The 20,924-nt window shown below is 72.8% G+C and carries 17 protein-coding genes; 7 read left to right on the forward strand and 10 right to left on the reverse strand.

Annotated elements, in window-relative coordinates:
* The first annotated feature begins 17 nt into the window (after nucleotides 1-17).
* Nucleotides 18-521 carry a PPOX class F420-dependent oxidoreductase gene (locus E8D34_RS04200; RefSeq protein WP_136593311.1) on the forward strand — a complete coding sequence of 168 codons (504 nt, stop codon included), beginning with the start codon at nucleotides 18-20 and terminating at the stop codon, nucleotides 519-521.
* A gap of 16 nt (nucleotides 522-537) precedes the next feature.
* Nucleotides 538-1,524: a DUF2332 domain-containing protein gene (locus E8D34_RS04205; protein WP_136593312.1), complete on the forward strand. Its 987-nt coding sequence runs from the start codon at nucleotides 538-540 to the stop codon at nucleotides 1,522-1,524.
* Between the two features lie 125 nt (nucleotides 1,525-1,649).
* On the opposite strand, the gene E8D34_RS04210 is transcribed toward E8D34_RS04205, so the two are convergent.
* Genes E8D34_RS04210 through E8D34_RS04230 form a run of 5 tightly spaced genes read right to left on the reverse strand, consistent with a single transcriptional unit; the run spans nucleotide 1,650 to nucleotide 7,696 of the window.
* On the reverse strand, nucleotides 1,650-3,137 hold the full coding sequence (locus E8D34_RS04210; protein WP_136593313.1) for a long-chain fatty acid--CoA ligase: 1,488 nt from the start codon (nucleotides 3,135-3,137) through the stop codon (nucleotides 1,650-1,652).
* A 27-nt stretch (nucleotides 3,138-3,164) separates the two neighbouring features.
* Complete coding sequence (locus E8D34_RS04215) at nucleotides 3,165-4,580, reverse strand: SRPBCC family protein (RefSeq protein WP_136593314.1); 1,416 nt, start codon at nucleotides 4,578-4,580, stop codon at nucleotides 3,165-3,167.
* A 25-nt stretch (nucleotides 4,581-4,605) separates the two neighbouring features.
* The gene (locus E8D34_RS04220; RefSeq protein WP_206056547.1) at nucleotides 4,606-5,646 is read right to left on the reverse strand and encodes a transketolase C-terminal domain-containing protein; all 1,041 of its coding nucleotides are present in this window, start codon (nucleotides 5,644-5,646) and stop codon (nucleotides 4,606-4,608) included.
* Nucleotides 5,643-6,701, reverse strand: a complete 1,059-nt coding sequence (locus E8D34_RS04225) for a thiamine pyrophosphate-dependent dehydrogenase E1 component subunit alpha (protein WP_206056548.1) — start codon at nucleotides 6,699-6,701, stop codon at nucleotides 5,643-5,645. The genes E8D34_RS04220 and E8D34_RS04225 overlap by 4 nt, the downstream gene beginning before the upstream one ends.
* On the reverse strand, nucleotides 6,701-7,696 hold the full coding sequence (locus E8D34_RS04230; protein WP_136593315.1) for an NAD-dependent epimerase/dehydratase family protein: 996 nt from the start codon (nucleotides 7,694-7,696) through the stop codon (nucleotides 6,701-6,703). Before E8D34_RS04230 ends, E8D34_RS04225 begins: the two co-directional genes overlap by 1 nt.
* 166 nt (nucleotides 7,697-7,862) lie before the next feature.
* Between E8D34_RS04230 and E8D34_RS04235 the strand changes: the two genes are divergently transcribed.
* A complete protein-coding gene (locus E8D34_RS04235; RefSeq protein ID WP_136593316.1) occupies nucleotides 7,863-8,663 on the forward strand; it encodes a helix-turn-helix domain-containing protein in 801 nt (266 codons plus the stop codon).
* Between the two features lie 89 nt (nucleotides 8,664-8,752).
* Here the strand turns inward: E8D34_RS04235 and E8D34_RS04240 are convergent, their stop codons facing one another.
* Entirely contained in the window at nucleotides 8,753-9,571 is an 819-nt protein-coding gene (locus tag E8D34_RS04240; protein WP_136593317.1) for a maleylpyruvate isomerase N-terminal domain-containing protein, read from the reverse strand.
* A 154-nt stretch (nucleotides 9,572-9,725) separates the two neighbouring features.
* On the reverse strand, nucleotides 9,726-11,138 hold the full coding sequence (locus tag E8D34_RS04245) for an FAD-binding oxidoreductase (RefSeq protein WP_136593318.1): 1,413 nt from the start codon (nucleotides 11,136-11,138) through the stop codon (nucleotides 9,726-9,728).
* Nucleotides 11,139-11,262: 124 nt separating this feature from the next.
* On the opposite strand from E8D34_RS04245, the gene E8D34_RS04250 reads away from it, so the two are divergent.
* Nucleotides 11,263-12,153: a LysR substrate-binding domain-containing protein gene (locus E8D34_RS04250; protein WP_136593319.1), complete on the forward strand. Its 891-nt coding sequence runs from the start codon at nucleotides 11,263-11,265 to the stop codon at nucleotides 12,151-12,153.
* Nucleotides 12,154-12,231: 78 nt separating this feature from the next.
* Here E8D34_RS04250 and E8D34_RS04255 read toward each other — a convergent pair whose 3' ends face one another.
* A complete protein-coding gene (locus E8D34_RS04255) occupies nucleotides 12,232-13,755 on the reverse strand; it encodes a catalase (protein ID WP_136593320.1) in 1,524 nt (507 codons plus the stop codon).
* Between the two features lie 139 nt (nucleotides 13,756-13,894).
* On the reverse strand, nucleotides 13,895-15,238 hold the full coding sequence (locus E8D34_RS04260) for an aspartate aminotransferase family protein (protein ID WP_136593321.1): 1,344 nt from the start codon (nucleotides 15,236-15,238) through the stop codon (nucleotides 13,895-13,897).
* Between the two features lie 199 nt (nucleotides 15,239-15,437).
* Between E8D34_RS04260 and E8D34_RS04265 the strand changes: the two genes are divergently transcribed.
* From E8D34_RS04265 to E8D34_RS04275, 3 genes are all read left to right on the forward strand, one after another.
* Entirely contained in the window at nucleotides 15,438-16,451 is a 1,014-nt protein-coding gene (locus E8D34_RS04265; protein ID WP_136593322.1) for a phosphotransferase, read from the forward strand.
* A 35-nt stretch (nucleotides 16,452-16,486) separates the two neighbouring features.
* Nucleotides 16,487-17,272, forward strand: a complete 786-nt coding sequence (gene fabG / locus E8D34_RS04270; RefSeq protein WP_136593323.1) for a 3-oxoacyl-ACP reductase FabG — start codon at nucleotides 16,487-16,489, stop codon at nucleotides 17,270-17,272.
* Nucleotides 17,273-17,398: 126 nt separating this feature from the next.
* The gene (locus E8D34_RS04275) at nucleotides 17,399-18,043 is read left to right on the forward strand and encodes a fasciclin domain-containing protein (protein ID WP_136593324.1); all 645 of its coding nucleotides are present in this window, start codon (nucleotides 17,399-17,401) and stop codon (nucleotides 18,041-18,043) included.
* A gap of 121 nt (nucleotides 18,044-18,164) precedes the next feature.
* Here E8D34_RS04275 and E8D34_RS04280 read toward each other — a convergent pair whose 3' ends face one another.
* On the reverse strand, nucleotides 18,165-20,924 hold the full coding sequence (locus E8D34_RS04280) for a branched-chain amino acid ABC transporter permease/ATP-binding protein (protein WP_136593325.1): 2,760 nt from the start codon (nucleotides 20,922-20,924) through the stop codon (nucleotides 18,165-18,167).

The following is a 20,924-nucleotide window of genomic DNA, read 5'->3' on the forward strand; positions in this document are numbered from 1 at the left end:
CGCTAGGTTCGGGCGCCATGGGCACCAACCAGCGCTCCCAGGTCGCGATGACTCCCGACGAGGTGACGGCGTTCGTCGCCGGCAAGCGCACCGCGACCCTGGTCACCGTCGGCCCCACCGGCCAGCCGCACGCGGTGGCGATGTGGTTCGCGCTGATCGACGGCGTGATCTGGTTCGAGACCAAGGCGAAGGCGCAGAAGGCGGTCAACCTGGGCCGGGACCCCCGAGCCACGGTGCTGCTGGAGGACGGCCTCACCTACGACACCCTGCGCGGGGTCTCCTTCGAGGGCACCTGCACCGTGGTCGACGACCCGGACGCCCTGTGGGCCGTCGGGGTCAGCGTGTGGGAGCGCTACACGGGCCCCTACACCGAGGAGGCGCGCCCGCTCGTGGAGATGATGCTGAACAAGCGCGTCGCCGTCCGGTTCGACGCCGAGCGGACCCGGTCGTGGGACCACCGCAAGCTCGGCCTGCCGCCGATGCCGCTGGGCGGCACCACGGCCCCCGCGAGCGAGGCCTGAGGCCGGGGCCCGACCCGTGGAGCCCTACCTCGAGGTCGCCGCCTCCTACCGGGACTTCGCCGCCTACGCGGGTGACTCACCCACCCTCCGGGCGTGGGCGCTGGCGGTGGCCGAGGACGAGGAGCTCATCGCCTGGATCGGCACGCTGCCCCCGATCAAGCAGCAGCCCAACCTGGTCTTCGCCGCCGCGCGGTGGCACGGCGTCCCCGCGCCGGGCCCGTACGACGGCCTGCGGGACGCGCTGCTCAACGACGACGGCCGCGTCCGCACGACGATCCTGACCCGGGCCACGCAGACCAACGAGGTCGGGCGGCTGGCCACCCTGCTCCCGGCCATCGCCGGCTTCCCGGGGCCGCTGGCGCTGGTCGAGGTCGGCGCCTCCGCGGGGCTGTGCCTCTACCCCGACCGGTGGGGCTACGCCTGGGAGCTCGCCGGGAGCGCCGCGGGGCGCACCGTCACGCTGGGCCCGGAGCCCCGCCTGCCGTGCCGGGTCTCGGGCCCGGCACCGTTGCCGACCGGGCTGCCCGAGGTCGCGTTCCGCGGCGGTATCGACCTCAATCCCCTCGACGTCACCGACCACGACGCGATGGCCTGGCTGACCACCCTGGTCTGGCCCGAGCAGGAGGAGCGGCGCCGACGGTTGCGGCACGGCATCGAGCTGGCCCGCGCCGACCCACCGGCGATCCGGGCGGGCAACCTGCTGACCGGACTGCCGGACCTGGTCGAGGAGGCGTCGGCGTACGGGACCGTGGTCGTCTTCCACAGCGCGGTGATCGCCTACCTGGAGCCGGAGGACCGCGTGCGGTTCGACGCGCTGATCCGCGGACTGGTCGCCGACGGGGCCTGCCACTGGGTGAGCAACGAGGGCAAGCAGGTGCTGCCGTCGGTGACCCTGACCGGCCCGCCGATCGCCTCGGACCACCCGACGTTCGTGCTCGGCGTGGACGGCCGGATGGTGGCCCGCACACACGGCCACGGGCGCAGCCTGACCTGGACCGCCTGACCCGCGGTACCGGCGGGCTGTCGGCGGCCGACGCGGCCGACGCGGCCGACGCTCGGGAAGACGAACGAGGGGGCACCTCACGGTGCCCCCTCGCTGCGCGGGTCCGGGATCGCTCCCGGCCGAGGTCAGTCCTCGATCTTGATCTCCCGCTTGAGGATCTTGCCGGTCGGGCCGAGCGGCAGAGCCTCGACGAAGCGGATGATCCGCGGGTACTTGTACGCCGCGACCTTGGTCTTGGCGTACTCGCGGATCTCGTCCTCGGTGACCTCGTGGCCCGGCTTGAGGGTGATCACCGCGGCGACCTCCTCGCCGTGGGTCTCGTGCGGCACGCCGACGACCGCGGCCGAGGCGACGGCCGGGTGCTCGTAGAGCACCTCCTCGATCTCGCGGGGGTACACGTTGTAACCGCCGCGGATGATCATGTCCTTGGCCCGGTCGACGATGTAGTAGTAGCCCTCGTCGTCGCGCTTGGCGAGGTCGCCGGTGCGGAACCAGCCGTCGTGGATCGAGTTCGCGGTGGCGTCGGGGTTGCCGAAGTAGCCCTTCATCACGTTCGGGCCCGAGATCGCGATCTCGCCGATCTCGCCCTCGGGGACCTCGTTCCACTCCGCGTCGATCAGCTTCATCGACACGCCGCTGATCGGCTGGCCGATCGAGCCGGCCTTGCGCTCGCGGTCGCCGTGGTTGAACGAGGCGACCGGGGAGGTCTCGGAGAGGCCGTAGCCCTCGAGGATCGGGGCGTCGTAGACGTCCTCGAACGCCTTGAGCACCTCGACCGGCAGCGCGGCACCGCCGGAGACGCAGCGGCGCAGGCTGGAGGTGTCGAAGTCGGCGTGGTTGGGCGCCTGGGCGAGCGCGACGTACATGGTCGGCACGCCGCCCATCACGGTGACCTTGTCGCGGGCGATGACCTCGAGCGCCTTGGTCGGGTCGAAGCGCGGCAGCAGGGTGAGGGTGGCACCGGTCAGGACCGCGACGTTCATCATGCAGGTCTGGCCGAAGACGTGGAACAGCGGCAGACCGCCGAAGACCACGTCGCCCACGGTGACGCCGATCAGGTCGTCGCGCGAGCAGACCTCGGCGTTGCTGATCATGTTGTGGTGGGTCAGCTCGGCGCCCTTGGGCGAGCCGGTGGTGCCCGAGGTGTAGAGGATCACCGCGGTGTCGTCGGGCTGGCGGCTGACCAGCTCGATCGCCTCGTGGCCCAGCAGCTGCTCGGTGAAGGTGGCCGGGTCGACCTCGACGTACGTCGCGCCCGCCTCGGCGGCACCCTTGCTGGCCTCCTCGCCGACGCCGTTCCAGGCGAAGATCGCCTTGGCGCCGCTGTCGCGCAGCACGTGCGCGAACTCGCGGGACTTGTAGAGCGGGTTGGTCGGCACGACGACGCCGCCGGCCATGAGGATGCCGTAGTAGATGATCGGCATGTGCGGGATGTTCGGCAGCGACACGGCCACCCGGTCGCCCGGCTCCACGCCCAGCTCGCGGACCCACCCGGCGGCCTTGGCGGCCACGCCGGCCAGCTGTGCGTAGGTCAGCTCGACGTCGTCCAGCTTGACGGCGACCACGTCGGGGTGCTTCGCCGCGGTGGCGGTGAGGTTCTCTGCGATGTTCATGCTTGTCTTCCTTGAGTCCGGTTGCCGTCAGTGCTGGGGGCGCTCGGCCGCGCGGGCGAGCGAGTCGGTGAGCTTGCGGAGCATCGCGCCGGTGATCGGCACCGACCCCGGGAGGAGGCTGCGGTACTGCGCCTCCCAGGTGATGGTGCTGCCGCCGGCAGCTCCGGGCTCGACCGTGACGAACCCGTGATACCGGTTCTGGCCCGGCACACCCTTCGCACGGTACTCCAAGCGGTACGGCGCCTCGACGGTGACCACCGTCTCAGTGAGCGCCATGCCCGCCGGTCCGCCGCTGAGGCGGCGGACGACGCCCACGCCACGCTGGTCGCCCGCGTCCAGGATCGACACCTTCTTGAACGGTGCCCAGTCCGCCATGCCCTCGTGGTCGGCGAGCACCGCCCACACCTGCTCGGGAGTCGCCGTGGAGGTGGCGACGGCCTGCGCCCGCTTCACCGGCGGCCTCTTCGCGGTGAAACCGAGCTCCAGGAGGCCGAGCGGGTCGACCGGCCGGCGCTTGCCCTTGCTGCCGTGGAAGAGCAGCTCGATGGAGAAGCCCATCGGGTCGTTGACGTAGGAGGCGTACCACCACTTGGAGACGATGGTCTCCTTGGTCGAGTTCGGGGTGATCCCGAAGTCGCGGCCCTTCTCCACCAGGGCGTCGAGCTCCTCGCGGGTGTCGGTGCCCAGCGCGATGTTGAGGATGCCGATGTCGCTGATGTGGTAGCCCTCGGGCCACGGCTTCCCGGCCGGGTCGAGGTACTGCACGACCTCGATCAACGCGTCGCCGGCGCGGACCACGAACGAGTCGCGCTTGGCGTCCTCCAGGCCCCACAGGGCCTCGTGCTCGGGCTCGTGGATCGGGTCCGCCACCTCGGGCAGGCCCATGACCTCGACCCAGGTCTGGCGGGCGAGCGCCAGGTCCGGGACCGACAGGGTGACGAACCGGGCGACGGCGGGCGTGGCGGGACGCCGCGCCATGCCGGGGCGCACGAGGTCGGCCTCGAGCAGCTCGAGCAGCACGCCGTTGGGGTCCTTCACGCAGACGCGCCGGGCACCGGGCTCACCCACCGGGGCGGTGAGCAGCGGGGTGTGGCGGCGGGCGAGGCGCTCCAGCGTGGCGTCGAAGTCCGCGACGTGGAAGCCGACCGTGGTGTAGCCGATGTCGGCCGGGGTCCAGTCCTCGGGGACCGGCTTCGGCTCGGGCTTGGAGAACTCGAAGAACTCCATCTGGAAGCCCGGCTTGCCGTCCAGCATCCACCAGCAGATGCTGGTGGCGCCGGGGACGCCCTGGACGTCCTCGGAGCCCAGCAGCGGGATGAAGGCGTGGGTACCGCCGGACTCGGTCAGCCCGAACACGTCGGCGTACCAACGCTGGGTGTGCTGGACGTCGTGGACGCTCAGCGCGATCTGGACCAGCGGGTGGCTGGTGTCGGTGGTGGTCATGTCAGTGCTCCACTTCGTGAGCGGTTCAGGAGAGGGACTTGGCCGCAGCGGCGATGCGCTCGGCGTTGGGCAGGGCGGCGTACTCCAGGTGCGGGGCGAACGGGATCGTCTGCTCCACGGCGACCCGGGCGTAACGGGCCTGGGTGTCGGACTCCAACAGCAGCGCGGCGATCTCGCCGGTCAGGCCGCCGCGGACGTAGTCCTCGTCGGCGACGACGACGCGGCCGGTGCGCGCCACGTGCTCGACGATCGCCTCCTTGTCGAGCGGGGCGAGGGTGCGCAGGTCGAGGACGGAGGCCTCGATGCCGTCCGCGGCGAGCCTGTCGGCCGCCTCGAGGCAGCGGTGCACGCCGGTGCCGACCGACACCAGGGTGACGTCGCCGCCGTCGCGGCGCAGCGCGGCCTGGCCGAACGGGATCGGCTCGACCCGGGTGGGGACCTCGCCACGGACGCCGGCGGCCGGCTGGACGTGGCTCAGGTCGAGCGTGTCGCGCTGGTCGCCGGCCAGGTAGTCCAGGATCTGCTGGTCGAGCAGCTTGGGCGTGAGGAAGACGGTGAACTCGTCGCTCTGGACGGCGCTCAGCATCAGGCCGGCGGCGTCGGCCGGGGTCGAGGGGACGACCACCTCGACCGAGGGGTACGACGCCAGCGAGCCCCAGAGGGTCTGCGCGTGCTCGCCGCCGTCGGAGTACCAGCCGCCGACGCCGGCGCGGAGCACCATCGGCACCTTCCACTCACCGGCGGAGAAGTCCTTGAACTTCGAGCCGGCGTTGAGGATCGCGGACCAGCCGACGGTCGCGAAGTCGATCATGTAGAGCTCGACGACCGGGCGCAGGCCCGCCATCGCGGCGCCGACACCGGCGTACATGAAGGCCGACTCCGAGATCGGGGTGTCCTTGACCCGGTCGCCGCCGAAGCGGCTGTGCAGGACCCGACGCAGGATCTGGACGTCCTCGCCGTAGGTGACCACGGTCGGGTCCTCGGCCATGGCCTGGCCGAGCGCGTGGTCGACGGCCTCGTCGTAGCGCATGGCGGTGGTGGCGATGTTGTTCACGAGGGTGCTCATCGGGTTCCTCCCTTGACGCCGAACCCGACGCGCTGGCCGACGCGCTCCCGCGCCTCGTCCATCGCGGCCTGGATCTCGGCTCGCTCCTGGTCTTCGATCTTGGTGGCGACGCTGGCGCTGACCAGCGAGCGCGCGCGGCGCACCGGGTCCTTGCGCAGGGTCAGCGCGACGTCGCGGGTGTAGCGGCCGGCACGGACGCCGACCCCCGCCATCGCCTTGGCCTTGTCGGCGACGCTGCCGCCCTCGGCGGCCAGGCCGCCCTGGAGCTCGGGCACCCACACGCTGAGCTGCTTCTTCGGGTTGCGCAGCAGCCCGACCAGGGGGTCACCCTCGAAGTGGCCGTTGGGCCGGTGGCAGGTCAGGTAGAGGAAGCCCGGCCCCTTGCCGGCCCGGGCGCGCTCGACGAGGCGGCCGGCGGCGGCGTACACGTCCTGGACCTTGTGGCCGGCCGCGGTCTCCACGTGCAGGCCGAAGCCCTTGGCGCGCGAGATCGGGTCACCGCCGGTGACGTCCTTGGAGTAGGTGGTGATCCCCCACTTGTTGTCCTTGCAGACGAAGATGACCGGGAGGTTCCAGGCCACCGCCATGTTGTAGGACTCCATCAGCAGGCCCTGGTTCATGGTCGCCTCACCGTGGAAGGTGATCGCGACGCTGCCGGGGTGCAGCCGGGTGTGGGCGTAGGCCTGACCGACGGCGAGCGGGCCGCCGGAGCCGACGATGCCGTCCGCGCCCGCCTTCACCGACTTGTCGAAGATGTGCATGTGGCCGGACATGCCGCGGTTGATGCCCTCGTCCGAGCCGAGCACCTCCAGCAGCAGCGCCTTGGGGTCGGTGCCGCGCATGATGAACGGGCCGGTGTTGCGGTGGTCCAGCGCCATCGTGTCGTGCTCGGTCAGGTGGGCGATGATGCCGGCGTTGATGCCCTCCTCGCCGATCGCGGCGTGGTACTCGCCGGGCACCAGGCCCTCGGCCCACGCCTCGACGATGGCGTCCTCGACCAGGCGGCTGCGCACCATCATCCGGTACACGCGCGCGGCGTCCATCTTCTTGCCCATCAGATCAGTCCCTCGTTCAGCGCCCACTGCTTGGAGCGGGCGATTCCGTCCTCGTACGAGACGACCGGCGTGAAGCCGAGCACCTCGCGAGCCTTCGCGTTGGAGACCAGCGCGCGGCGGTTGAGCATGTGCATCAGCGCGGGGCCGAGCTCGCTCTTCATGCCGAGGGTGCGCTGGACCTTGCCGACCACCGCGAGCGCGGGGGCGACGATCTTGATCGGGACGGTCTTGACCTTGCCGCCCTTCCAGGAGGCGAGCTCGCCGAAGTACTCACCGGTGGTGATCTTCAGCTCCTCGCCGAAGTTGTAGGTCTGGCCGGCGAACGCCTCGCGGTCGGCGGCGAGCAGCAGCACCATCGCGTCGACGAAGTTGTCGATGTAGATCACGTCGAACGTGCCGCGACCGCCGTCGGGCAGGATCATCTGGTTCGCCTCGATCATCGCCAGCGGCTCACGGACCCAGACCGAGCCGGGGCCGTAGACGTCGGCCGGCCGCACGATGGCGATGTCCATGCCGCGGTGCCCGTTGGCGTGGGCGACCAGCTCGGAGTTGGTCTTCGTGTCGACGTACGTGCTCAGCCCGCCGGTGACCCGGGTCGGGTAGTCCTCGGTGACGTACTCGGGGTAGACCCAGCCGTACGCCGCGATCGAGCTGAGGTGCACGAAGCGCTGCACGCCGGCCTCGACCGCCGCGTCGATGACCTTCTTGGTGCCGAGCACGTTGACGTCCCACGCGGCCTCGGTCGGGGCGACGGTGCTCACGATGGCTGCCGTGTGCACGACCGCCTCGACGCCCTCCAGGGCGTGCGCCCAGGTCGAGGGGTCAGTGGTGGTGCCCTGGACGATCCCGTTCTCGGGGTCGGCCACCAGGTCGACGCCGGTCACGGTCGCGCCGAGCTCGCGGAGACGGGCGGCGAGGGTGCGGCCGATGAAGCCGCCGGCGCCGGTGATGAAGACCGACTTCGGGACGGCCGGTGCGGGACGTGTGGTGGTCATTGCGGATTCCTCCAGAGAAAGGGACCGGGTGGGGGTCGGCCACCGCGTAGTGAAGATCACCAGTGGCCTCGCTCACTAGTGACAGTAGTCACTGTCATGTGACATCGTCAAGTGGCGAATGCAGTGCACGTCACACTTTTTCTGCTTCAACTGATTGGATAGCCCCATGAGCACCAGCGCGGAGCCCGCCGCCGCAGCGGGCCAGGACCTGACCCTCGCCGAGCTCGAGCGCGCCACCGGCGTCGCCGCCCGGACGATCCGCTACTACCAGTCCGAGGGACTGCTCCCCCGGCCCACGCGGCGCGGCGGCAAGGCGATGTACGGCGACCGGCACCTCGAGCGGCTGCGCACCATCGCCTCGCTGCAGTCGCAGGGCCTGCGCCTGCAGACCATCCGGCAGGTGCTGGGCGAGTCCGGGGAGCCCGCCAGCGAGGTGGTCGACCTGCTCGGCCCGGCGCTGACCGGGACCGCGTGGCTGGCGACCTCCGCGCAGACCCTCGACGAGGGCGAGCTGGCGGACCTGCTCGGCGACTGCTACCCCGAGCAGGTCCCGGCGCTGGTGAGCACCGGGTACCTCGAGCGCCGCACCCAGCCCGACGGCAGGAAGGTCTGGTACGCGCCCAGCGTCCCGCAGCTGCGCGGCGCGCTGGAGATGTTCTCGCTCGGCACGGACTTCGCCCTGAGCCGCTGGTCGGCGGACCAGATGCGGGCGCGCCTGCGCGAGCTCTCCGAGCTCTTCGTGGCGCGCTGGATCGCCGAGTCCGGTGCGCTCTACGAGGGCGAGGGCAGCACCGCGGACTTCACCCGCCACCTCGAGCAGTTCCGGGCCGTCGCCTGGCAGTCCGCCGCTCACGTGATGGCCGAGGAGATCGGTGCGGCGATGGGCCGGGCCGACGAGATCCGCGCCCGCCTGGAGGCCGGCGCGATCAGCGACGAGGACCTCGGGCGCGCGCCCGCCCAGGACTGACGCCGGCCTCGGGCGCCCTCAGGTGCCCGGAACGCCCGAGGCCGGCGTCAGCACGGTGCTGACGCCGGCCTCGGCAGGGAGCGGTCCGCTCAGAGGTTGATCGCGTCGAGCACGACGGCGGCGCGCTCGAGGTCGCCACCGACCACCACGTCCCCGTCGCGCCAGTGCTCCCGGCGGGTGCCCCAGACCGGGAAGTCGAGGGCGGCCCCCTCCACGGTCGCGACGGCCCCGGCGGTGGTGCCCTCGGTCACCGTGCCGTCCGGGTCGACGCGCCACGCGCCGCCGCCGGGGCCCTCGAGCACGAAGGCGATCGGGCGGTCGAAGCCGGCCACCGGACGCAGGCCCTGCTCGTTGCCGAGCGTCGCGAACATCCAGGTCAGCACCACCCTCATCCGCAGGTCGTCGGTCCCCGGCACCGGGCGCCCGAGCGCGGGCGCCAGGTCGTGACGCAGGTGGATGTGGTGGTCGAACGTCAACGCCCCGCCGACCAGCAGTCGACCGGGGTACTTCCCGTGCTCGGCGAGCCGCATCGGGACGTTCGCGAGCGGCCGGTGCTGGGTCAGCCCCGAGAGCCACGCCGCCCGAGCACTCCAGGTCTCGTACTCGGCCGCGACCCGCCAGTACGACCAGCCACGCCGCCGGTCGACGAGCTCGTCGTTGGTGCGCTCGATCTTCGCGCTGTTCAGCAGCTTGAAGGAGGTCGGCGTGAAGAGCGCGTGGACACTGGCGCCCAGGTGGGCCACGACGTCCTGGACCCGCCACCCCTCGGCCGCACTGGGAGCCTTCCAGTCGGCGGCGTCGAGTCCACCGAGGAAGCTCAGCATCTCCGCCCGCTCGCGCCGCAGCGCCTCGGTCGGATCGATCGGGGTCGCGGTGCGCGCGACCGGCGCCGTGGCGGTCAGGGTCATGTCGGCCTCCGGGTGACGGGTGTGACCCGGGCGGAGCACCTCGGATCACATGTGACAGTAATCACTGGTATTTCCAGCGTCAAGTGTCTTATGACCGGGGTGGTGGGGGTGGCATCCGGTCGACGCCACCCCACCGCCCCACCGGCCCCGACTCTCACGCCTCGAGCGCGTGCCCGAGCCGGAACACGTTGCGCGGGTCGAGCGATCGCTTCATCGCGAGCAACCGGTGGTGCACGTCCGGACGCCAGGCGGCGGCGACCTCCGCCGCGCTGGCGCTCGCTCCCAGCCAGTTGAGCAGCGCCGTGCCGGTCGCCCACGGCCGCAGGGCCGCGACCACGGCGTCGCACGCGACCGGGACCGCCTCCTCGATGCCCGGCGCGAGCACGCCGAGCGCGAGCAGCGAGTACGCGCCCTCGCGGCCGGCCACGGCGTTCGGGACGCGCGGCGACCGGCCGATCGCACCGCCCATCAGCCGCAGCTCGACCATCGCCAGGGCGGGGTGGCGCCCGGGGCCCGCCACCGCGAGCAGAGCGTCCACCGCCTCGGCGCTCAGCTCGCGCAGCAGGGCGCCCTTCTCCCACACCGGGGCGGGTTCGGTCGGGTCCTGGTGGATCGCGTCGGACTGGGTGTACGGCAGCGCGCCGACCCCCGAGAGCAGCACCTCCCCCGCCTCCAGCATCGGCGCCAGCAGCTCGGCGCCCTCCACGTCGCCGCCGTGGTGGGCGAAGCGCAGCATCACCACGTGCTGGCCCCGCAGGGCCTCCGGCAGCTCCGGCGCCGGCGGCAGGTTGAGCAGCGCCACCGAGGTGCTGGTGCGGTCGGGCAGGGTCGGCGCCCAGGTGCGGAACGAGTGCAGCACGTCGCGCGCGGAGCCGCCCGCGAAGAAGACGGCGCCCGCGTAGATCGTCGCCACCGGGACCAGGCCGATCTCGATCTCGGTGACCACGCCGAAGTTGCCCTTCCCGCCCCGGATCGCCCAGAACAGCTCGGGCTCGGTGTGCTCGTCGACGCGGCGGACCCGGCCATCGGCGGTGACCAGCTCGACGGCCAGCACCTGGTCCGCCCCGAACCCGTACTCCCGGCTCAGCGGACCCAGCCCGCCACCCAGGCTGTAGCCGACCACGCCCACCGAGGACGAGGAGCCGCTGACGCCGGCCAGGCCGTGGCGGGCGGCCGCCTCGTTGACCTGCGCCCACCGGACGCCGGCGCCGACGCGGGCCCGGCGACGTACCGGGTCGATGTGGACATGATCCATCCGCGACGTCGTGACCAGCACGGCGTCGCGGACCGCTCGCACCGGCCCGTGTCCCGTGGCCTGGACCGCGACGGGCAGGCCGTTGGCCACCGCCCAGGTCACCGCGGCGGCCACGTCGGCCGGGCCGGTCGCGCCGACGGTCACCACCGGCTCGTGGGTCACGGCGAGGTTGAAGGTGGCCACCTCGGCGGCGGCCCCGGGGTCGCCGGGGGTCAGGACCGGGCCGTCCACCCGGCGGGCGAGGTCGGCGATCGGTGGGTCGAAGTCACGGGCTCCGCCGCGGGCGGCGTCGGCGACGATGGTGCTGGTCATCTGCGGGTCCTCCTGCTGGGGTGCCCGGCGGTTCCGGGCCTCGCAGCAACGGTGATCCGCGGAGCCGGCGCGATCCACGACTTTGTCCCTCGCGGCCGGGAGGCGGCGCCTACCATCGCAGGTCATGGAGCTGCGCCAGCTGCGCTACTTCGTCGCGGTGGCCGAGGAGCTGCACTTCGGGCGGGCCGCGGCGCGGCTGCTGATCGCCTCGCCGTCGCTGAGCCAGCAGATCAAGGCCCTGGAGCGGAGCCTCGCGGTGACGCTCTTCGAGCGCTCCAGCACCGGGGTCGCGCTGACCCCGGCCGGCGCCCAGCTGCTGCCGCTCGCGCGGTCGGCGCTGGCCGCGGCCGAGGAGGTCCGCAGCACCGCGCAGCGGATCAGCCAGGAACGCGCGGAGGTGCTCCGCCTCGGGTTCCTCCCCTTCTCGCTGACGGGCGCCTCCCGCCGGTTGCTGACGGAGTTCGGCCGCGCCGCGCCGACCGTCACCGTCCAGCTGCGCCAGTACGAGTGGGACGACCCGTCCGCGGGCCTGCTCGCCGGCGACACCGACGCCGCGCTGGTCCGGCCGCCGTTCACGGGCGCCGAGCGGCTCACGCTGCTGGAGCTGGCCACCGACCCGCTGCTCGCCATCGTCGCCGAGGACCACCCGCTGGCGGCCGAGGGCTCGGTGACGCGGACCCGGCTGGCCGCCGAGCCATGGCTGGAGGCGGCCGGCGTGACCGATCCCGTCTTCGCCGCCTTCTGGTACTTCCGCGACGTACGCCGCCACGGCCCCGCCGTCCGCAGCGAGGCCGCGACGCTCGAGGAGTGGCTCTCCGAGATCGCCTTCGGGCGCGGGGTGAACGTGGTGCCGGCCAGCCTCGCGGAGGAGTACCGGCGCCCCGGGCTGGCGTTCGTGCCGCTCGCCGACACGCCCCGCTCCCCGCTCGCACTGGCCTGGCCGCGGGACCGGCCGACGCCGGCGGTGCAGGCACTGGCCCGGGCCGCCGCCGGCGCCGGGCGCCCCGGTGGTTGAGGGGCGAGCGAAGCGAGCCTCGACACCACCGCACCAGAGTGGTCTCGAGGCTCGCTGTCCGCGGCGGGCCGTGGAGGGTCAGGCCTTCTGCTGCGCCGAGGACCGGGCGGGGTTGCCCTGGTCGGCCGCCTTCGGGTCCGTCTCGTCCTGCTTGGCCCGCACACCCGACTCGATCCGGTCGCCGAGGTCCTTGTCGACGTTGCGCCAGTAGTCGAAGGCCCGCGCCAGGATCGGCTCGCTCACCCCGTTGAGCAGGTGCCCCACGATGTTGTCGACCAGCCGGCCGCGGGCGTCGTCGTCGAGCACCTCGCGGACCAGCGTGCCCGCCTGGCTCCAGTCGTCGTCGTCCTCGCGGAGCGTGTACGCCGTGCGGACCATCTGCCCGTCGGCGTACCAGCGTCCGCCGTCGTCGGTGCGCTCCGGGTCGGCCACGGGTCCGCCGTAGGAGTTCGGGGCGTAGACCGGGTCCGAGACGGGCTTGACCCGCATCGCGCCGTCCTTGGAGTAGGAGAAGACCGGGCACTTCGGCTCGTTGACGGGGATCTGCTGGTAGTTGACGCCCAGCCGCGCGCGGTGGGCGTCGGCATAGCTGAAGCCGCGGGCCAGCAGCATCTTGTCCGGGGAGAGGCCGGTGCCGGCGACGAGGTTGTTCGGCTGGAACGCGGCCTGCTCCATCTGCGCGTGGTAGTCGGTGACGTTGCGGTTGAGCGTGAGTCGGCCGACCTCGTGCAGCGGGTAGTCCGAGTGCGGCCAGACCTTGGTCAGGTCGAACGGGTTGTAGCGGTAGGTCTTCGCGTCCTCGAACGGCATCACCTGGACCTGCAGCGTCCAGCTCGGGAACTCCTCGGCCTCGATGTGCTCGAAGAGGTCGCGCTGGTGGTAGTCGGTGTCGATCGAGGCCATCTGGTCGGCCTCGTCCTGGGTGAAGCACTCGATGCCCTGGTCGGTCTTGAAGTGGTACTTCACCCAGAACATCTCGCCGTCGGCGTTGATCCAGGAGTAGGTGTGGCTGGAGTAGCCGTTCATGTGCCGCCACGTGCGCGGGATGCCGCGGTCCCCCATCAGCCAGGTGACCTGGTGGGCCGACTCCGGCGACAGCGTCCAGAAGTCCCACTGCATGTCGTGGTCGCGCAGGTTGTTGGCGGCGCGGCGCTTCTGCGAGCGGATGAAGTGCTGGAACTTCATCGGGTCCCGGATGAAGAAGACGGGGGTGTTGTTGCCGACCAGGTCGAAGTTGCCCTCGTCGGTGTAGAACTTCAGCGCGAAGCCGCGCGGGTCGCGCCAGGTGTCCGGGCTGCCCCGCTCGCCGGCCACGGTGGAGAACCGGGCCAGCACCTCGGTCTTCCGGCCGGGCTGGAACAGGCCGGCTCGCGTCCACTGGCTGACGTCCTGGGTGACCTCGAACTCGCCGAACGCGCCGCCGCCCTTGGCGTGCGGCTGGCGCTCGGGGATCCGCTCCCGGTTGAACTGCGCCATCTGCTCGATCAGGTAGTGGTCCTGCAGCAGCAGCGGCCCGTCGGGGCCGACGGAGAGCGAGTGCTCGTCGCTCGCGACCGGTACGCCGGCGTCCGTGGTGGTCGGGTGGCTGTTCTCGGCGTTCATCGTGCTCCCCTCCGGCCCGGTCGCGGAGCGCCGCCGGGCCGTTATCTGGATCCGTTCCGATGTAGGGCTCCTATCCAGCACGGGAGCACGCAAACGCGATCCGCGGCTCGGGCTTCCCTTTCTCCCGGCTCGGCGGAGGTCAGAGGACCCGGGCCAGCGTCTCCGCGAAGCGGTCCGCATCGGCGTGGCTGAAGACCAGCGGCGGGCGGACCTTGAGGGTGGAGCCGAACGGGCCGCACACCGAGCACAGCACGCCCTCGCGGCGCAGCGCGTTGACCACGTCCCGGGCCAGCGCCGTGCCCGGCTCGGTCGAGCCCGCCTCGGCGACCAGCTCGATGCCGAGGTAGAGGCCGTCGCCGCGCACGTCGGCGATCTCCGGGCGCTCCGTGGCCAGCTCGCGGACGTGCGACCGCAGCCGCGCTCCGACCTCGGCGGCATGGCGCTGCAGACCCTCCTCCGCGATCACCTCCAGCACCGCCCGCGCCGCCGCGATCGAGACCTGGTTGCCCCCGAAGGTGTTGAAGTAGGGCACCGAGCCCGCGAACGGTCCGATCACGCCGGCCGCGCCGACCACCGCGGCGATCGGCATCCCGTTGCCCATCGGCTTGCCGAGCGTGGCCAGCTCCGGCACCAGGCCGTGTCGCTCGAACCCCCAGAACGCCGACCCCGTGCGGGCGAAGCCGGGCTGCACCTCGTCGGCGATCAGCACCCCGCCGGCCGCGCGGACCTCGGCCACCGCCGGCGCCAGGAGGCCCGACGGGCCGGCCGGCGAGGGATGCACGCCGTCGGAGGAGAGCACGGTGTCGACCAGCAGCGCCGCCGGGCGCACACCGACCGCCGCCATCTCGGCCAGCACCCGTCGCACCCCTGCCGCGAGGGTCTCCCCCGGGTCGGCGTCGGGGCGCCGCAGCGGGTCGGGCGCGGCCACCGTCCACACGTCCGGCCCGAGGCCCACGCCGGGCCCCAGCGCCGGCGACATCCCCGTCACCAGGTCGGTGTTGCCGTGGTAGGCCTCCGCGGTCACGATCACGCCGGTGCCGCCGGTGGCGCGGCGGGCCACCCGGACCGCGAGGTCGTTGGCCTCCGAGCCGGTGCAGGCGAACATCACCTGCCAGCCGTCGGGGTCCGCCGTGCCCGGGAACGTGGTGAGCAGCTCCTCGGCGTAGCCGACCAGCTCCTCGTCCAGGTAGCGGGTGTGCGTGGTGAGGGTCGCCGCCTGCGCCGCCACGGCCGCCGCCACCCGCGGGTGGGCATGCCCCACGCAGGCCACGTTGTTGTAGGCGTCCAGGTAGGCACGGCCGTCGGCGTCGTACAGCGTGGTCCCGCTGCCCCGCACGAGCCGTACCGGCTCGTCGTAGAAGAGCCGGTACGCCGGCCCCAGCACCCGCCGCCGGCGCTCGACCAGCCCGTCGACCCGACGGTCGCTCCGGTCGGCATCGGGCGTGTAGGCGTTGGCGTCCAGGATCGTGGACCTGCCAGTCATCGCTCCCTCTCCGCGGCTGGCGCCGCAGGCTCGGCTGGTGCTCGCCGAGCATCCCGTAACGGCCGCATGTCGCCGTCGTCCCCGCGTAACGAGCCTGTGAACAATCACCGGGGACGGGCTGTCGCACCCGCGTCGGGCTGTGTACTGGGCACTCCCCCATGGCGGCGACGCCGCCCCTCTCCCAGGAGGCCGCAGCCCCATGCTCACCGAGCGCGCAGCGACCGCCGCCGCGCGCCAGGCGCTGCAGCACTACGGCATCGACAACCACGCCGACCTCCGGCTGATCAGCCTGTCCGAGAACGGCACCTACCTGGTCCGCCGCTTCGACGGCGCCGAACCGCGCCGGTTGATCCTCCGCGTCCACCGCCCCGGCTACCAGACCCTCGACTCGATCCACTCCGAGCTGACCTGGATGGACCGTCTGCGCGAGGACGCCGGGATCCCCACCCCGCGCGTCGTCTCGACCGCGGCCGGCGCCCGCGTCGCCGATCTCGGCGAGCACCACCGGGCCCGCTTCGTGGTCGCCTTCACGGTCGTCGACGGCGTGACCGGCGAGGAGGCGACCGACCGGGTCTCGATGGCCGAGCTGGGCGCGATCACCGCCGGCATGCACCGGCACGCGACCGCCTGGGCCCGGCCGCCCGGCTTCGAGCGGTTCGCCTGGGACGTCGAGGCGTGCCTGGGCCCGCAGGCCCGATGGGGCAGCGTGTCCGGCTCTCCCGGTGTCCGTGCCGTGGACCTCACCCTGCTCGGCGGCGCCGCCGACGTGGTGCGGGGGCGACTCGCGGCCTACGGCCGCGGCCCGGATCGCTACGGCCTGATCCACGCCGACCTGCGGCTGGCGAACCTGATGCTCGATCCCACCGCCCCGGAGTCGACGCTGACCGTGATCGACTTCGACGACTGCGGCTTCGGCTGGTTCCTCTACGACCTGGCCGCCGCGATCTCCTGGCTCGAGCACGAACCGGCCACCCCCGACGCGATCGCGGAGTGGCTGGCCGGCTACCAGGAGGTGCGGCCGCTCTCCGATGCCGATCTGTCGATGATCCCCACCCTCGTGATGCTGCGCCGGCTGATGCTCACCGCGTGGCTGGGCTCCCACCCCGACTCCCCACCCGCCCAGGAATGGGGCGACAAGTACGCCGCCGGGACCGTCGACCTGGCTCGTCGCTACCTGATGGACCGCACCTGGCTGCGGTTCGCACCCGCCTGAGACCCGTCCCCAGATCACCGTCCCGAAGGAGCACCATGTTCGACCTCGCCGACGTCCGCGTCCTGGTCACCGGCGGCTCGCGCGGCATCGGCCTGGGCATCGCCCGGGTCTTCGCCCGCGCGGGCGCCTCGATCGCCATCACCGCCCGCACCGCCGAGCCCCTGGAGAAGGCCGCCCGGACGCTGGAGGAGCTCGGCGCCTGGAAGGTGTCGATCGTCGCCGGGGAGATCGCCGACCGGACCAGCGCGCACGCCGTGGTCGAGGAGGCGGCGGCCGCGCTCGGCGGCCTGGACGTGCTCTGCGCCAACGCCGGGATCTTCCCCGAGGCGCGGCTGGCGATGATGACCGACGAGGAGCTGGACACCGTGCTCGGCGTCAACGTCAAGGGCACCGTCTACGCGGTCCAGGCGGCGCTGCCGTTCCTGGAGGCCTCCGGCCGCGGCCGGGTGGTGCTCACCTCCTCGATCACCGGCCCGCACACCGGCTTCCCCGGCTGGTCCCACTACGGCGCCTCGAAGGCGGCGCAGCTGGGCTTCATGCGGACCGCGGCGATCGAGCTCGCCCCGTCGGGGATCACCGTCAACGCGGTCCTGCCGGGCAACGTGCTCACCGAGGGCCTGGCCGACCTCGGCGAGGAGTACCTCGCCACGATGTCGGCATCGATCCCGCTCGGCGAGCTCGGCACGCCCGAGGACATCGGCCACGCGGTCGCCTTCCTCGCCTCGCGCGAGGCCCGGTACATCACCGGCCACGCCCTGGTCGTGGACGGCGGGCAGATCCTGCCGGAGTCGGCGGAGGCCGTGGCGCCCAGCACGACCTAGCGTCGACGGTGGGGCTCGGGACGGGCGCGCAGATCCGTCGGGAAAAAGACCCAACCGCCGGGGCATCGGCGACGAACCACCCCCAACGGGGCGGCATCGGGCGGCCCCCGAGGCGAGGACAGATCGATGAAGACTCGAAGCATTCTCACCACCGGCGCGGCGCTCGCGCTCACGGCGACCCTGGGCCTGGCCCCGGGCGCGGCGGAGGCCAGCACCCCCAAGGGCACCACCAGCCTGGCCGAGGTACTCACCTCCGACGGCAACCGGTTCGACAGGAACAGCCGTGACTACGACATCGTCACCGAGGCCGTGCTGGCGGTGGTGGGTGCGAAGACCGACAGCCCGGTGGGCCTGCTGGCCGACGGCACGGTCCCGCTCACCGCGTTCATCCCGAACGACGTCTCGTTCCGCCGGCTCGCCTACGACCTCACCGGCCAGTGGATCCGGTCCGAGCGCCGGATCTTCAACACGCTGGTCGACGCCGTCGGCGTGGACGCGATCGAGCAGGTGCTGCTCTACCACGTCGTCCCGGGCGCGACGATCACCTCGTCGCAGGCGCTCAAGGCTGACGGCGTCGACCTGACCACCGCCCAGGGCGCGACCTTCGAGGTCGACGTTGTCTTCAAGCGGCTGGGCGTCGTTCGGCTGCGGGACCAGGACAAGGACGACGTCGACCCGTTCCTGAACCCCTGGGCCCTCGACATCAACCGGGGCAACCAGCAGATCGCCCACGGCATCGTCTTCGTGCTGCGCCCGATCGACCTGCCCTGACCCCCTGGTCACCGCCCCGGGCGGCCCCCGTCGCGCGCGCAGCTCGACGGTCGCGGCCGCCGGCGGTCCGGCTCCGATGGCGCCGGCGGACGATGAGAGCCGCCGGCGCCACCGGTCGTGATCAGCCGACCGCGGACCCCGCGGCGTCGACCTCGCCGAGGTAGGCGCGCAGGACGTCGGCGTGCGCCAGCACCTCCTGCGGGTCGCCGGCGGCGATCACCGCGCCCTGGTCCATCGCCACCAGCCGGTCGCAGACCGCGCGCAGCAGGCCCAGGTCGTGGTCGATCACGACCACGGTCAGCCCCAGCTCGTCTCGCAGCCCGCGCAGCACGCCGGCGAGCCGCTCCCGCTCGGCGTGGCTCACACCGGCGCCGGGCTCGTCGAGCAGCAGCACCTGCGGGTGGGTGGCGAGTGCCGCGGCGAGCTCCACCATCCGCCGGTTCCCGGTGGTCAGGGAGTCGACGTGCGCCTCGGCGAGGTCGGCGATGCCGACCAGCGAGAGCAGCTCGTCGGCACCCGCCGTCGCGTCGCGGTCGCGCAGTGCGAGGTCCACGACCTCGCGCACGGTCATGCTCGGGAACAGCAGGGCGTTCTGGAACGACCGGACCAGGCCGCGCCGGCACCGGGCCTCCGGCGTACGACGGGTGACGTCCTCCCCGAGGAGCCGCACCGAGCCCGCGTCCGGGACGACGAAGCCGGTGACGATCTCGAACAGGGTGGTCTTGCCGGCCCCGTTGGCGCCGACGATGCCGACCAGCTCGCCGTCGAGCACTCGCAGGTCCACGCCGTTCACGGCCCGCACCCCGCCGAACGAGCGGGACACGCCGTCGACCTCGAGCACCACCCGACCCGGCTCGGGCGTCCTCATCCGAGGGGCGCCACCGGACGTGGCGATCACCGGGACCACCGGTGCCCCGCCGTCGGCTCCGATCGGGTCCGCGGGCTTCCCCGCGGACGCCTCCTGCGCGGGCTCCTGCCACCCGGGCCGGATCCCCCGCAGCCGGCCCAGCTCCTCGACGACCCAGTCCCGCACCGGGACGAGCACGCCGGCCAGGCCCGCCGGCTGGAGCACGATCAGCACCAGCACGAGCAGCGTGAGGCCGGAGATCGCGAGGGAGCCGAGGCCGCCGATCAGCGGCACGCCCTGGACCAGCGTCGCGCCGGCGATCGGGCCACCGATGGTGCCCAGACCACCGGCGACGGTGGAGGTGACCACGGTGATGCTCGCGCCGGGGTCGAAGTCGGCCGCGCTCAGGTAGCTGCGGGAGTGCGCCAGCACCGCCCCGCCCAGGCCCGCGATCGCGCCCGCGGCCAGGAAGCACAGGGCCCGCAGCCGCCGGACGCGCACGCCGAGCGCACGCGCCGCCGGCTCGTTGTCCCGCGCCGCGCGCAGCTCACGGCCGAAACGGGAGGTCCAGACCCAGCGCAGGCCCAGCCCGACCGCGAGCAGCACCACCAGCACCACGTAGAGGTAGGACTTCGGACCGTCGAGCGCCAGCGTGCCGATCATCGGCTGGTCCGGGACCACCCCGATGCCGAAGGCCCACTCCTGCCGGAAGAGCCACGACGCGGAGCAGACCGCGAACGCGAGGCTGGAGATCTCCAGCGCCATCGGTCGGTTGCGCAACGCGGGAAGGCCGAGCACCAGCCCGACCACCGCGCCGGCGGCGGCGCCGCACAGGATGCCGAGCAGGACGTTGCCGCCGGCGGCGCTGGCGACCCGCACGGAGACCACCGCCCCCACGCCGGCGACCGCGACCTGCCCCAGCGACAGCACCCCGGCCATGCCGGTCAGCAGCGCCACCGAGCAGACCACGATGGCCAGCGCCATGGTGGTCAGCACCGCGAAGTTGAACGCGTTGCTGCGCCACAGCGGGAGCGTGGCGACCGTGACCGTGACCAGCAGGCCGACCAGGACCGGGAGGTGCCGGACCTCGGGCAGGTGGCGGTAGCGGGCGTCGACCGCGGGCAGCCGCGTCGCCGACCACGTCGTCTCCACCTGCGTCGAGCGGGCGGGCGGCCGCAGCAGCAGCAGCCAGACCAGGACCACCACGGCGAGCACGATGTCGGCCAGGCCGGCCCGGCTCGGGTCGGTGCGCGCGACCGTGTCCAGCAGGCCGATCACCACACCCGCCACGAAGGCCACGCCGACGTGGGTGAAGCGGGCGATCACCGCGGCCGCCAGGCCGCGCAGCAGCAGCGAGGGCCCCAGCGTGGCGATGCCGGCGATGCCCTGGGTCGGCCACAGCAGGGTGGCGGAGAAGGCGGCGACGGCGCCGGCCAGCGCCCAGGTGGCGGTCGCCGTCGCGCTCGGGGAGACGCCCGAGGTCCACGTCGCGTCGGGGTTGGTCGCCGTCGCGCGGATCGCCAGGCCGAGCGGGGTGCGGGTGAGCACCACCCACACCGCCAGCGCGACCAGCGGACCGAGCACCAGCAGCGCCGTGTACGCCGGGCTCGCGACCACCCCACCGACCTCCATCGACGGCAGGCCCGGCGGCAGCGGGAACGTCGGGCCCGCAGTGGCCTTCGTGTTGATGGTGAACGACAGGGCCAGCAGGAACTGCGCCAGCGCCAGCGTCACCACGACGCCGACCACGTGCGGCGCCGAGGCCACCCGCCGTACGACGAGCACCTGGGCCATGGCGCCCGCCAGCGCCGCGGCGCCGATGCCGAGGGCGAAGGCCAGCCAGTACGGGAGGTGGTAGACGACCACGAGGGTGCCGACCACGGAGGCCCCGAAGACGCCCAGCGCCCCTTGCGCGAAGTTCACGAACCTGCTCACCCGGTAGACCAGGGTGAGGCCGATGGCCAGGAGCCCGATCGGGATCCCGCTGAGCACGCCCAGGAAGAGCGTGGTTCCGGAGAGGTCGAAGCCGGCCAT

The sequence above is a fragment of the Nocardioides sp. GY 10113 genome, from assembly GCF_004919105.1.
In the GTDB taxonomy this organism is placed as follows: Bacteria; Actinomycetota; Actinomycetes; order Propionibacteriales; family Nocardioidaceae; genus Nocardioides.